The organism is Marinihelvus fidelis, assembly GCF_008725655.1.
Classification (GTDB): Bacteria; Pseudomonadota; Gammaproteobacteria; order Xanthomonadales; family SZUA-36; genus Marinihelvus; species Marinihelvus fidelis.
This window is the reverse complement of record NZ_VYXP01000003.1, coordinates 156,549-169,638: the sequence shown is the minus strand read 5'-3', so window position 1 is coordinate 169,638 and position 13,090 is coordinate 156,549. Positions and strand designations below refer to the sequence as shown.

The following is a 13,090-nucleotide window of genomic DNA, read 5'->3' as shown; positions in this document are numbered from 1 at the left end:
TCGCCTGTTAGCCCTTGGCGCCCTTGGTGGCAGTCCTGCCGGCCTTGGCGTTCTTTTCCAGGAACTCGATGATCTGGCCGGCGATGTTCTTGCCGGTCGCCTTCTCGATGCCTTCCAGCCCCGGTGATGAGTTCACTTCCATGACCAGCGCGCCGTGATTGGAGCGCAGGATATCGACGCCGGCCACGTTCAGCCCCATGATGCGGGCCGCGCGAACGGCGGTTGAGCGTTCTTCGGGTGTGATCTTGACCAGCTCGGCGGTACCGCCGCGGTGCAGGTTGCTGCGGAACTCGCCGGGCAGGGCCTGGCGCTTCATGGCTGCGACCACCTTGTTGCCGACCACCAGGCAGCGGATATCCGCGCCTTTGGCTTCGCGAATGTATTCCTGCACCATGATGTTGGCCTTCAGCCCCATGAACGCCTCGATGACGCTCTCGGCGGCCTTGCGGGTTTCGGCCAGCACCACGCCGATGCCCTGCGTGCCTTCCAGCAGCTTGATGACCAGCGGCGCGCCGCCAACCATATCGATCAGGTCGGCCACGTCGCCCGGTGAATGCGCGAAGCCGGTCACCGGCAGGCCGATGCCCTTGCGACTCAACAGCTGCAGCGAACGCAGCTTGTCCCGCGAGCGGGTAATGGCCACGGATTCGTTCAGCGGGAACACGCCCATCATCTCGAACTGGCGCAGCACGGCGGTGCCGTAGAACGTCACCGAGGCGCCGATGCGCGGAATCACCGCGTCGAAGTCATCCAGTTCGTCGCCCTGGTAGTGAATGGTGGGGCGGTGCGAGGCGATATTCATGTAGCAGCGCAGCGTGTTGATCACGCGGATCTTGTGGCCGCGTTCCTCGGCGGCCTCCACCAGGCGTTGCGTGGAGTAAATGTTCCGGCTGCGTGAGAGCACGGCGATTTTCATAGCATTCCCATCGAGATGTCGTCACCGCCGATGCGGTTCATGGGTTGCCCGTGCAGATAGGTGTGCGACGGGTTGACGAGGACGCGGTCGAGCATGGCGCGGCGGCCCAGCAGCATTCGGTGCGTCATCTGCAGGCGGTCGGCGAGCGTCAGCTCAATCATCCATTTTTCCCAGCCCAGGTGTAGCGTCGTGGTGACCACCAGGCGTTCTTCGGCTTCGCCCGAGGAACTGCGGACTTCGCGGCGGTCGATGATCCGTGCTTCGCAGTCGAAGGTGCGGATGCGCCGCGAGGGTCCGGCGTGGGCGGTGAATCGTACCCAATCTTCGCCGTCGCGGGTGAAAATTTCGCGATCGGAGGTGCACAGGCTGGATGTCTTGGCGCCGGTATCCACGCGGGCGCGCAGGCGGCGGATGCCCAGGTCGGGCAGGGCGACCCATTCCACGGCGCCGATGATCAGGTTGGGCAGTGCGGGTGTGCTCATGAACGCTCCCGGTGCAAAGGAGTCACAGTGTATGACCCCAACCGGGGGGCGGCGCAAGTCCTTCCCCGCTAGAATACAGGGCAGGAATGAGTATCCGCCCCACGCGGGGCAGAAAACGAACCCGAATCATGGAGAATCGAGATGAGTGATGCCCGTCAAGCTTTCGGTGCGAACCGCCCGGCCCCAACATTGGCCCTGGTCCTGTCGTCGCTGTTGTCGGCCAGCTTGCTGACGGCCTGCGCCACGACGACCGACCCCAATGACCCTTACGCCAACACCAAGCGCAATGCCATGATCGGCGCCGCAGCGGGCGCCATCGCCGGCCTGTTCGTCGGCGATGGCGAGCTGGACGAGGTGCTGGGCACCGCCGCCGTGGGCGCCGGCCTGGGCGCCGGTGTCGGTGTCTACATGGACAAGCAGCAACGCCAGCTGGAGCAGATTGAGGGTGTGGATGTCGAGCGTGTCGACGAGGAAACCGTGCGGGTGAGCTTTGATGGCGACATCCTGTTCGCCGTCGACTCATCGATCGTGTCGCAGGCGTCGATGGAGGACCTGGACGAGTTTGCCTGGGTCATGAACGAGTACCCGAAAACGGCCATCCTGATCCAGGGCCACACCGATTCCACCGGCAGCGAGGAGTACAACCAGCGCCTGTCGGAGCGGCGTGCGCAGGCGGTCATGAACTACCTGATCCTGGCCGACGTGGACGCCTCGCGCATGGACGCGATCGGTTACGGCGAGGCCCACCCCGTGGCCGACAACAGCACCGCGCAGGGGCGGCAGCTGAACCGCCGCGTCAGCATCCTGGTCCGCGGAAAGTCCTGAGTTCTTTGGCACAGCCGGTCGTGCCTGCGTCGGATAGCGGGTGGTGGGTCTACATCATCCGCGCCGATGACGAAACGCTGTATACCGGCGTGACCACTGATGTGGATCGCCGGTTCGCGGAGCACGCGGGCAGCCAGCGAGGTGCCCGCTATTTCAATGGCCGCCGTCCGCGGGCCGTGGTCTATACCGAGGCGGCGGCCGATCGTGCCGCCGCCTGCCGCCGCGAGGCGGAAATCAAGCGCTGGCCACGTGCCCGCAAACTGGCGCTGATCGCCGGCGCAGGTACACCCTGACGCCGGCCGGTCGGCCTGTCTTGCAGGGCTCAGGCGGCGACCGGCTGCACCGGCCGCGCCTGAGAAATACCGCCCAGCAGTTCCTTCAGTTCGTCCACCAGTCGCTTGATCGTGCCGGTTAGCAGTACGAAGTCGGCGTCGAGTCGCGTCAGCGGGTCCTCGTCATGGTCGTCGGCGGCGCTGCCCTCGGGGAAGCGCAGCTTGCCGATGGTGCCGTCCTCGGCCAGTACGCATTCCAGTAACTGGTCGAATATCACGCCCAGGTGAGTCAGGCGCATGCCGTCGCGGACGTGGCGCTGGATGCTGTCGTCATCCAGGTCGATGTTCTTCCAGGTGCCGGTGGCGCGCGCGTCGGACGGGTCCTGCAGCCGGCACTCACGGCCGACCAGGAAACGCTGGGCGGGCTCGCCCAGGAACAGGCGCTTCAACAGTTGCTCCGGCGGCGTTTTCCACGCCAGCGGCACACATTCCAGGCGTCCGAAGCAGGGCCGCAGGTTCTCGATTAACCACTCCGCTTTGGACGGCGTGGCCACGTCGATGGCCAGCAAGCGGTCGGCATGCAGGTAGAAGGCCTGGGTGCGGTCCGACTTGACCAGCGCCTTCGACAGCAGCTCATCGCGGGTTTCGGCCTTGAGGCGGTTCAGTTCGCGCCGCGGTGGCTCCACACCCATGCGCGCGCGGAAGGCCTCGACACGATCGGAGAGCGCCTCGCGAATGGCGGCGGCGGGCAGGATGCGGGTCTGCGTGCGCAGTTGCAGCAGGTCGGCGCCGGCGAGTCGGCGACACAGCGGCATGTTCTCGTCACCGGTAGGCGACTCCCAACCGGCGCTGCGCTCGGCGAACGCGGCACAGGGTTTGAACGGGTGCTCTGAGAGGGCTTCGTCCAGCTCGGCTTCTGATTCGGGCCAGGGGGTGTCGACGCGGTAAAAACGGAGATTTCTGAACATGGGGCTCGGCGTTCTGCGGTGTGTGGGGAAGGGGAGGCATTCTATTGCAAGCGGACGCCATGCGCCCAGCCCTGGACTAAGATAAGGGTGGCGGCATGTGTCGCATTGACCGTATTTCGGGGAGTTCATCATGTTGACACCCACCAGGCGTACCCTGCTGGTTTCGACCCTCGGGCTGTTGTTGCTGGCGCTGTCGGCCAGCGCGATCGCCAAGCCGTCCAACAAGTGGAGGCTGGAGTTCAGCGGCAATGCCGAGTCCGATGGCGAAATCGTGATTCGTGTCTTGCCCGAAGGGGGCGAGGCCATCGAGACCACCACGAGCGTCAACAAGGGCCTGAGCGAGAACCACGTGGCCCGCGCCGTGGTCGAGGCCATGCAGGCGCAGTTGCCCGGCGATGTCTATCACGTAGAACGGGATGACGGCGAGGATGTCCTGGTCAAGCGTCATCATGGCCAGCCCGATTTCGACATCCAGGTGGTCTCCAACACGGTCAAGGACGTTCGCAACAAGCAACAGCGGGAGTAAATCGGACTGGCCGTCCGCGACGCAAGGCGATGCATATCGGTTCGATTGACAGGTTCGATTGCTGTCCCCGTAAACGATAGTTAATATGCATCGAAATCGAGCTTTCGCAGAGGCTCGCTCTATACCCAATTCGAGGACAGGCCATGGATATTCGGGAAGTTGACGTCGCCATCATCGGCGCCGGTACCGCGGGGCTGAACGCCCGCCGCGAAGTGGAAAAAGCCGGCAAGACGCCGCTGATGATCGAGTCAGGTGCCTACGGAACGACCTGCGCACGGGTGGGTTGCATGCCGTCCAAGCTGCTGATCGCGGCTGCCGACGCGGCCCACCACGTGGCCGGAGCGGGCCAGTTTGGAATCGAAGTCGATGGCTGGCAGGTCGATGCCGGGCGCGTGTTTGAGCGCGTCCGTGCCGAACGTGACCGGTTCGTCGGCTTCGTGGTGTCCGACACCGAGGAGATTCCCGCCGAACAACGCCTGATGGGTCATGCCGTGTTCACGGGGCCGACCACGCTGCGCGTTGACGACCAGGTTGAAGTGCGTGCCGGCGCGGTGGTCGTGGCGGCGGGCAGTGCGCCCTTTGTACCACCGCCCTACGACGCCATTCGTGACCACGTGCTGGTCAACGACGACATTTTTGAGCTCGAATCGCTACCGCAATCCCTGGCCGTGGTGGGTACCGGCATCATCGGCCTGGAGCTGGGCCAGGCCATGCAACGCCTGGGTACGCAGGTGACGTTCTTCAGCCCGTTCGAAGACATTGGCCCGTTCACCGACCCGGAAGTCCGGCGCGTGACCCGGGACGTGCTTGGCGAAGAGCTGGAACTGGCCGTCGGTACGGAAATGCTGGCCGCGGAGCCGGTGGATGGCGGCGTGCGGCTGCACTGGCGTGATTCTGCCGGGGTTGAACACGAGCGAATCTATGAGAAGGTGCTGGTGGCCGCGGGCCGTCGGGCGAACTACGCCGGCCTGGGGCTGGAAAACACCGGCCTGGCGCTGGACCAGCGCGGCTTTCCCTCGTGGGACCCGCGCACCGCGCAGGCGGGCGACGCGCCGATCTTCTTCGCCGGCGATGTCAGCGGGCACCGGCCTTTGCTGCACGAAGCGTCGGACGAGGGCCGCATCGCGGGCGCCAATGCCGCACGCTTTCCAGACGTGACGGCGCATGTCCGCCGCACCGCCATCGCCGTGGCGTTTACAGAGCCGAACATGGCCATGGTCGGCAAGGCGTGGTCGCAGCTCGAGCCCGACAGTTTCGCCGTCGGCGAGGTGTCTTTCGCCAACCAGGGGCGCTCGCGTGTCATGGGCATCAACCAGGGCCTGCTACGCGTATACGCGGATCGCGAGACCTGCACGCTGGTGGGCGCCGAGATGCTGGGGCCGCGTGCCGAGCACCTGGCGCACCTGCTGGCCTGGTCGATCCAGCAGCGCCTGACCGTGACCCAGGCCCTGCAGATGCCGTTCTATCACCCGGTGATCGAGGAAGGCCTGCGGACTGCGCTGCGCGACCTGGCCTGCAAACTGCGCCTGACCGGGGCATGCCGCGGCGAGGACCTGGCCACCGCGCCGGGCAACTGAGCCGGGCGCATTGCTTACACGCCGCCGGGTAAAAATCCGGCGGCAGGACACCGCGTTTGGCCACAGCCAGGCCGGTGTTGTCGTCGATAGACTCCCAATCGGGTCGGAATGCACCGGCCCGCAGCAGGATCAGGGGGAGTCATGTCAGTTTTAAAATCAAGGGGCCTGGCATTCAGCGTATTGCTGGTCGTGCCGGTCCTTTCCGCGGCATCACCGGCCGGGCACACGGTACCCATCGGCGAAACGCCGGCCATCGGACATCACTACGACCAGGCGGCCATCGACGCCGGCCATTACAGCTTCGACGAGCTGTTCGAGGCTGGCCGGCAGCTCTTCGACGCCCGCTTCAATATCCTCGACGGCCAGGGTCGCCCGGAATCCACGGGTGGCGGGGCGGCACGGGGCCCTGGCCAGCCGCCGTTCATTCGCACCTCGGGACCAGACGCCAACGCCTGCGTGGGCTGCCACGCGCAGCCGCGTTCCGGCGGCGCTGGCGACTTCGTCGCCAACGTGTTCGTGCTGGCCCAGGTGCTGGACCCGGTTACCCGGTCGATCGATGGCGCGTTCAGCAACGAACGCAACACGTTGGGTATGTTTGGTGCCGGTGCGATCGAGATGCTGGCCCGGGAGATGAGCGCCGAGTTGATCGCGATCCGCGAGGCCGCGACCGTTAGAGCGCGCGAGACCGGTGCGCCCGTGACTGTGCCGCTGCGGGCCAAGGGTGTCGACTTCGGCGCGATCACGGTATTGCCCGATGGCCGCGTCGATCCCACTGCCATCGATGGCGTGGACTGGGACCTGGTGGTGAAGCCGTTTCACCAGAAGGGCGCGGTGGTGTCACTGCGGGAATTCAGTAACAACGCGATGAACCACCATCACGGCATGCAGTCGAGCGAGCGGTTCGGGCACGATAGCGATGCCGACAACGACGGGATGAGCAACGAGCTGACGGAAGGCGATATCACCGCGGTGACGCTCTACCAGGCCGCGCTGGAGGCGCCGCGCCAGGCATGGCCGGCCAACGGGCAGGCCCGGCGCGCGGCCAGGCAGGGTAAGGCGCTGTTCAGCGAGATCGGCTGTGGTCGCTGCCACCGGCCGTCGCTGTTGCTGGCCTCGCGCGAGTTCACCGAACCCAACCCATACAACCCGCCGGGCAACCTGCGGCCGCAGGATGTCGATGGCGTTTACCGATTTGACCTGGTCAGGACGTCGCGCAGCCCGCTGGTTCGTCCGCGCGGTGACGGCAGCGTGGAGGTCCAGGCCTTCACCGACCTTAAACGCCACGACCTGAATGACGACGAGCTGAACCATTTCGCCAACGAGCAGGTGCCGCAGGGCTTCCTGCACGGGTTCGCCGACCCGGCGGGCTTCACGGTGCCGCCACAACCGAGGCCGACCGGCGAGTTTCTCAGTCGCAAGCTCTGGGATGTCGGTAACTCGGGTCCGTACGGGCACCGTGGCGACCTGACACTGATGACCGAGGCGATCCACTTTCACGGCGGTGACGCGCGGGCCGAGCGCGACGCGTTTTTCGCCCTCGATGATCACCAGCAGGCGCAGATTATCGAGTTCCTGAAAACCCTGGTGGTGGCGGATTCGCGCCGCGACTGACCTTACACCTTTTAATCCGTTCCCCGGTGCAGTAGTTTGTTCCGGGGGATGGAAAATATGACGGAAAAACCACTTTACCTGGTCATGATCAGTGTCCACGGCCTGATCCGTGGCCATGACCTGGAACTGGGCCGCGACGCGGATACCGGCGGGCAGACCAAGTACGTGGTCGACCTGGCGCGGGCGCTGGCTGAAGACGAACGTGTGGGCCAGGTGGACCTGGTCACACGCCGGGTCGTCGACCCGGCGGTCAGCGATGACTACGCCGCGCCGGTCGAGACCCTGAGTGAAGGCGCGCGTATCGTCCGTATCGATGCCGGGCCCGATGAATACCTGCCCAAGGAAGTCCTCTGGGACCACCTTGACGCGTTCACCGACAACCTGGTCGAGTGGATCAACGCGCAGCCGGCGCGCCCGGACGCGATTCACGGTCACTACGCCGACGCCGGTTACGTGGGGGTGCGGCTGGCCCACCTGTTGGGCGTGCCGCTGGTGCAGACGGGCCATTCGCTGGGGCGCGACAAGCGCAAGCGACTGCTGGCCAAGGGCCTGTCCGCCGAGGCGATCGAGGACACCTACAACATCAGCCGGCGCATCCACGCCGAGGAGGAGGTGCTGGCCAACGCCGACCTGGTCATTACCAGCACCCACAACGAGATCGACGAGCAGTACCGGCTGTACAACTTCTACGACCCCAACCGCATGGCGGTTATCCCGCCCGGTACGGACCTGAAGCAGTTTTATCCGCCAGAGCCGGACGAGTCGTTTGCCTTTGCCGACGCACTGTCACCGTTCCTGAAAGGCACCGACAAGCCCGTGGTCCTGGCCCTGTCGCGACCGGATGAGCGCAAGAACATTGTCACGTTGCTCGAGGCCTTCGGCGAAAGCCAGGCGCTGCGAGAGGCCGCCAACCTGGTCATCGTCGCCGGCAACCGGGACGACATCGGTGAGCTGGGCGCCGGCGCCCAGTCGGTGCTGACGGAGTTGCTGCTGACGGTGGACCGCTACGACCTGTATGGCCACGTGGCGCTGCCCAAGCATCACCGCCCAGAGCAGGTGCCGGAGATCTACCGCCTGGCGTCAGCGTCCCGCGGTGTGTTCGTTAACCCGGCGCTGACGGAGCCCTTCGGTCTGACGCTGCTCGAAGCTGCGGCCACCGGCCTGCCGGTCGTGGCCACCCAGAATGGCGGGCCGGTCGACATCATCGCCAACTGCGACAACGGTGCGCTGGTGGACCCGCTGGATCGGGATGCCATGGCAACGGCCATTCTCGAACTACTGGAAAGCGATCGCGCCTGGGACAGTGCGTCAACGAACGGCCTGGCCGGCGTGCGTGAGCACTACACCTGGCAGGCCCATGCCGATGCCTACCTGGAACAGCTTGCCCAGCTTAGTGGTGAGCACCGCCAGACAGCCGGGGAATGGCCGTCGCCGATGGCCGGGCGCTACCGCGACCGGGCGCTGTTCACCGACCTGGACCAGAGCCTGCTGGGCGACCCGGAGGCCTTGCCGGAGTTTGCCGCGCTGGTTCGCGACCATCGCAAGCGCATGTCGTTTGGTATCGCGACCGGGCGACGGATCGATTCGGCCATGTCGGCGATGAACCGTTACGGCCTGCCCGCGCCCGATATCCTGATCAGCAGCCTGGGTACCCAGATTCATTACGGCCCCTACCTGTCGGAAGACGAGCACTGGGCCGACCACATCGACCACCACTGGAACCGCGCGCGCATCCTGCGGGCACTGTCCGACCTGCCGGGCATGAAGTTGCAGCCTCGCGTGGCGCAGAGCCGCTTCAAGATTTCCTGGTACTACGACCCCGACGAGGGCACGACGGTGGATGAAATGGTCGAGTTGCTGCAACGCGAAGAGCTCACGGCCAACCTGTTCTGTTCGTTCGGGCAGTACATTGACGTGGTCCCGTCGCGCGCGTCCAAGGGCCTGGCGCTGCGTTATGTCGCGCTGCGCCTGGGTATCCCGCTGGAACAGATCCTGGTGGCCGGTGGCTCGGGCGCCGACGAGGACTTGATGCGTGGCAACACCCTGGCGGTGGTCGTCGCCAATCGTCACGACGAAGAACTGTCCGCGCTGGTCGATGTCGACCGCGTCTACTTCGCCCGCCGGCCTCACGCCCGCGGCGTGCTCGAGGCCGTCGAGCATTACGGCTTCCTGGACCGCCAGAAGGCGGGGGGCTCATGAGCGCCTGCCAGTTGCTGGTCTGTACCGACCTCGACCGCACCCTGATACCCAACGGTCCACAGCCCGAGTCACCGGGCGCGCGTGAACTGTTTGCGCGGCTGGCGGGTCACGCCGCGGTCCGGCTGGCCTATGTCAGCGGCCGCGACCCGGATCGTGTGCACGAGGCCATCGCGGAATTTGATCTGCCGCCGCCGGATTTCATCATCGCCGATGTCGGCACCACGCTGATCGAGGCCGGTGAAGACGGGACATGGCGTGATCACACGGCCTGGTCCAGCGCCATCAGCGGTGACTGGAACGGCCACGGTGGCGATGACCTGCACCAGTGGCTGGCCGACGTCGATGGCCTGCGGCGACAGGAACCGGACCGCCAGGCCGCGCACAAGCTCAGTTACTACGCGCCGCTGGAGCCGGGTGACCGGGTCGAGCAGGTCCGCCGCCGGCTCGACGAGCGGGGGGTGCGAGCCCGCGTGGTCTGGAGCGTGGACGAGATCCGCCAGTTGGGCCTGGTCGATGTCCTGCCGGCCTCGGCGTCGAAGTACCACGCCATCCGGGCCCTGATGAACGAACAGTCACTGGCGCTGGACGACACCGTGTTCTGCGGTGACAGTGGCAATGACATGGAGGTGCTGGTCAGCGAAATCCCGGCGGTGCTGGTGGCCAACGCGGCGCCGGAGATCATGACCCAGGCGCGTGAGGCATCGGCCGCCGCGGGCCACGGCGAGCGGCTGTATATTGCCATGGGGGGCTTTATGGGCATGAACGGCTGCTATGCCGCCGGCATGCTCGAAGGCATCTGTCACTTCCACCCCGTGGCAAGGGGCTGGTTGGCGCCGGACCGGGCAGGCGCTTCATGAACCGGCGCCCCATGGTGTTCGGCGAGGTGCTGTTCGACCGCTTTCCGGACGGCAGGTCAGTGCTGGGCGGCGCGCCGTTCAACGTGGCCTGGCACCTGCAGGCCTTTGGCCTGTCACCGCTGATGGTCAGTCGCATCGGTCGCGACCGGGCCGGCGAGGACGTTCTGGAAGCGATGCGCGGCGCCGGCATGCACCGATCGGGTATCGGTCTCGATGACGACCTGCCCACCGGCAGCGTGGACATCCGTTTCGACAACGGCGAGCCGCAGTACACCATCGTCAGGCCCGTGGCCTGGGACGCCATCTCCGTGCCTGGTGATGCGGCGGCGGACGGCTGGCTCTACCACGGCAGCCTGGCGCTGCGCTCCGAGGCTTCCCGCTCGACCCTGGAGCGGCTACGGGCCCAACCGGGGGCGCCTGTATTCGTGGACGTCAATCTGCGCGATCCCTGGTGGAGCCGCGACGGCGTGCTGGACATGCTGGCCCACGCGCGCTGGGCCAAGCTCAACGAGCATGAACTTGCAGAACTGAGCGGCGCCGGGGACTCGCCACTGGCGGAGCGCGCGGCGGCATTCGCGGCGCATCATCAACTCCAGGGGCTCCTGGTCACCTGTGGCGACAGGGGTGCCCTGACCGTGGAGGCGGGTGGCCGTGTGACCGTTTCGGGCCCGCCACCGGTGGTGGACGTGGTCGATACCGTGGGCGCCGGTGACGCATTTTCGGCCGTATTCCTGCTTGGGCTGCAACGACAATGGGTGGTGAGCACGGCGCTCGAACGCGCGCTCGCTTTCGCAGGAGCGGTTTGTACCCTTCGCGGAGCCACACCCGAATCCGCCGATTTCTATTCACCCTTCCTGTCTGACTGGAATCTCCAGCAGGAGCACGAACGGCATGTATGAACAGGTTTCCCATTCGCTGCTGAACCGGATCCTGGACCAGCTGAACCCGGAAATCCGCAAGCGCGACCTGCGCTATTTCTATACCCGGCTGGGCGCCAACTTTTACGCCATACATTCCCTCTACAAGCTGCTCTACGGCCACCGCGAGGACTTCGAGGCGCAGATGGTGCGGCTGGTGGAGGTCATGGCGCGCAACTACGTGGAGCGACGCAAGAGCCTGAAACGGCTGGATATCGAGCGCGAGGCCCGCAGTGACTGGTTCCTGGACCAGCGCTGGGTGGGCATGGCGCTGTATGCCAATGCGTTTGCCGATGGCCTGTCCGGTGTCGAGACCCGCCTGCCGTACCTGCAGGAGCTGGGTGTCAACATGGTGCACGTGATGCCGGTGCTGAAGTGCCCGCCGGGCGCCAGCGACGGTGGCTACGCGGTCAGCGATTTCCGCGACGTGGATGAGCGTGCCGGCACCCTGGAGGAAATACGCCAGCTGGGGCGTTCGATGCGCAAGCGTGACATGCTGCTGACGCTGGATGTGGTCGTCAACCACACCTCCGACCAGCACGAGTGGGCCCGCAAGGCACAGGCCGGCGACCCGGTCTACCAGGACTACTATTACGTGTTCGAAGACCGCGACACGCCGGACCTGTACGAGCAGTCCATGCCCGAGGTCTTTCCGGAAACGGCGCCGGGAAACTTCACCTGGGACGAGGCCATGGGCAAGTGGGTGATGACCGTCTTCAACGACTACCAGTGGGACCTGAACTACCGCAACCCGGCGGTGTTCAGCGAGATGCTGGACATCCTGCTGTTCTGGGCCAATCGCGGCGCGGATATCCTGCGCCTGGACGCGGTGGCGTTCCTGTGGAAGAAAATCGGCACGCAGAGCCAGAATGAGCGCGAGGCGCACATCCTGTTACAGCTGTTCAAGGATTGCTGCCAGGTCACCGCGCCCGGTGTGCTGTTTATCGCCGAGGCGATCGTCGCGCCGGTGGAGATCATCAAGTACTTCGGCGAGGACGCGGTCATCGCCAAGGAATGCGAAATCGCCTACAACGCTACGCTGATGGCGTTGCTCTGGGACGGGGTCGCCACGCGCAACGCCAAGCTGCTGTCGCAGGGCATCAAGAGCCTGCCGGCCAAGCTCGACGGCGCGACCTGGCTGAACTACGTGCGTTGCCACGACGACATCGGCCTGGGTTTCGACGATGCAGATATTGCCCGTGCCGGCTATGACCCGAAGACCCACCGGCGCTTCCTGGTGGACTGGTTCACCGGCCGTTTCGACGATTCACCGGCGCGCGGCCGGCCGTTTGGCGAGAACGAGAAAACCGGTGACGCAAGAATTTCCGGCTCGCTGGCATCGCTGGCCGGCCTGGAAGCGGCGATGGTTTCCGGCGACGACGATGAAATCGCGCGGCGCATCCGGCTGGTGGTCACGCTGCACGGTATCGTCATGGCGTTTGGCGGTATCCCGCTCCTCTATTACGGTGACGAGATCGGCACGCTCAATGACTACGACTACCTGGATGACACGTCCAAGCAGGGCGACAGCCGCTGGATTCACCGGCCGCAGATGGACTGGGACAAGGCGGAGAAACGCGTCCAGCACGGTAGCGTGGAGCAGCGCATTTTCGATGGCCTGAAGCAACTGATCGCGGTGCGCCAGTCGACCCGGGCCTTCGCCGACCACAACAACCGTGAACTGGTGGACACCGACAACCCGCACCTGTTTGCGTTCTGGCGCAGCCACCGGCGCGACCTGGATGACCGCGTGCTGGTGGTGGCCAATTTCGACGCCGAATCGCAGGATTTCGACCTGTCCGCGCTGGGTTCGCGCGGGCGTTTCGGCCAGGCCCCGATGCAGGACCTGCTGGGCGGGCGGGTGACGCCCACCGAGGCGGGCACCATCAAGGTGCCCGGCTTCGGGCTGAACTGGTTAAGCTGGCGGCGCTAGCCGGCCA

The 13,090-nt window shown here is 65.6% G+C and carries 12 protein-coding genes; 9 read left to right on the top strand and 3 right to left on the bottom strand.

The genetic code is table 11. The features are described from left to right. Window positions 1-7 precede the first annotated feature (7 nt). Entirely contained in the window at window positions 8-916 is a 909-nt protein-coding gene (gene rimK / locus F3N42_RS05190) for a 30S ribosomal protein S6--L-glutamate ligase (protein ID WP_150863324.1), read from the bottom strand. Continuing rightward, window positions 913-1,398, bottom strand: a complete 486-nt coding sequence (locus F3N42_RS05185) for an ATP-dependent zinc protease family protein (protein ID WP_150863323.1) — start codon at window positions 1,396-1,398, stop codon at window positions 913-915. The genes rimK and F3N42_RS05185 overlap by 4 nt, the downstream gene beginning before the upstream one ends. Window positions 1,399-1,539: 141 nt before the next feature. On the opposite strand from F3N42_RS05185, the gene F3N42_RS05180 reads away from it, so the two are divergent. Further along, window positions 1,540-2,223, top strand: a complete 684-nt coding sequence (locus F3N42_RS05180; protein WP_150863322.1) for an OmpA family protein — start codon at window positions 1,540-1,542, stop codon at window positions 2,221-2,223. A 5-nt stretch (window positions 2,224-2,228) separates the two neighbouring features. Next, window positions 2,229-2,516 carry a GIY-YIG nuclease family protein gene (locus F3N42_RS05175; protein ID WP_224784722.1) on the top strand — a complete coding sequence of 96 codons (288 nt, stop codon included), beginning with the start codon at window positions 2,229-2,231 and terminating at the stop codon, window positions 2,514-2,516. A 29-nt stretch (window positions 2,517-2,545) separates the two neighbouring features. Here F3N42_RS05175 and F3N42_RS05170 read toward each other — a convergent pair whose 3' ends face one another. After that, on the bottom strand, window positions 2,546-3,463 hold the full coding sequence (locus F3N42_RS05170; protein ID WP_191621241.1) for a recombination-associated protein RdgC: 918 nt from the start codon (window positions 3,461-3,463) through the stop codon (window positions 2,546-2,548). Between the two features lie 130 nt (window positions 3,464-3,593). Between F3N42_RS05170 and F3N42_RS15585 the strand changes: the two genes are divergently transcribed. The 7 genes from F3N42_RS15585 (at window position 3,594) to F3N42_RS05140 (ending at window position 13,083) form a co-directional block, all read left to right on the top strand. Next, the gene (locus tag F3N42_RS15585; protein WP_191621240.1) at window positions 3,594-3,989 is read left to right on the top strand and encodes a hypothetical protein; all 396 of its coding nucleotides are present in this window, start codon (window positions 3,594-3,596) and stop codon (window positions 3,987-3,989) included. Window positions 3,990-4,132: 143 nt separating this feature from the next. Further along, window positions 4,133-5,566: a dihydrolipoyl dehydrogenase gene (locus tag F3N42_RS05165; protein ID WP_150863320.1), complete on the top strand. Its 1,434-nt coding sequence runs from the start codon at window positions 4,133-4,135 to the stop codon at window positions 5,564-5,566. Between the two features lie 141 nt (window positions 5,567-5,707). Further along, window positions 5,708-7,177 carry a cytochrome c family protein gene (locus F3N42_RS05160; RefSeq protein ID WP_191621239.1) on the top strand — a complete coding sequence of 490 codons (1,470 nt, stop codon included), beginning with the start codon at window positions 5,708-5,710 and terminating at the stop codon, window positions 7,175-7,177. 57 nt (window positions 7,178-7,234) lie between these two features. After that, a complete protein-coding gene (locus F3N42_RS05155) occupies window positions 7,235-9,376 on the top strand; it encodes an HAD family hydrolase (RefSeq protein WP_150863318.1) in 2,142 nt (713 codons plus the stop codon). Beyond that, entirely contained in the window at window positions 9,373-10,233 is an 861-nt protein-coding gene (locus F3N42_RS05150; protein WP_150863317.1) for an HAD-IIB family hydrolase, read from the top strand. Before F3N42_RS05155 ends, F3N42_RS05150 begins: the two co-directional genes overlap by 4 nt. After that, window positions 10,230-11,132 (top strand): PfkB family carbohydrate kinase, encoded by a 903-nt coding sequence (locus tag F3N42_RS05145; protein WP_150863316.1) that lies wholly within the window; start codon window positions 10,230-10,232, stop codon window positions 11,130-11,132. Before F3N42_RS05150 ends, F3N42_RS05145 begins: the two co-directional genes overlap by 4 nt. After that, the gene (locus tag F3N42_RS05140) at window positions 11,125-13,083 is read left to right on the top strand and encodes an alpha-amylase family glycosyl hydrolase (protein WP_150863315.1); all 1,959 of its coding nucleotides are present in this window, start codon (window positions 11,125-11,127) and stop codon (window positions 13,081-13,083) included. The genes F3N42_RS05145 and F3N42_RS05140 overlap by 8 nt, the downstream gene beginning before the upstream one ends. The last annotated feature ends 7 nt before the right edge of the window (window positions 13,084-13,090 follow it).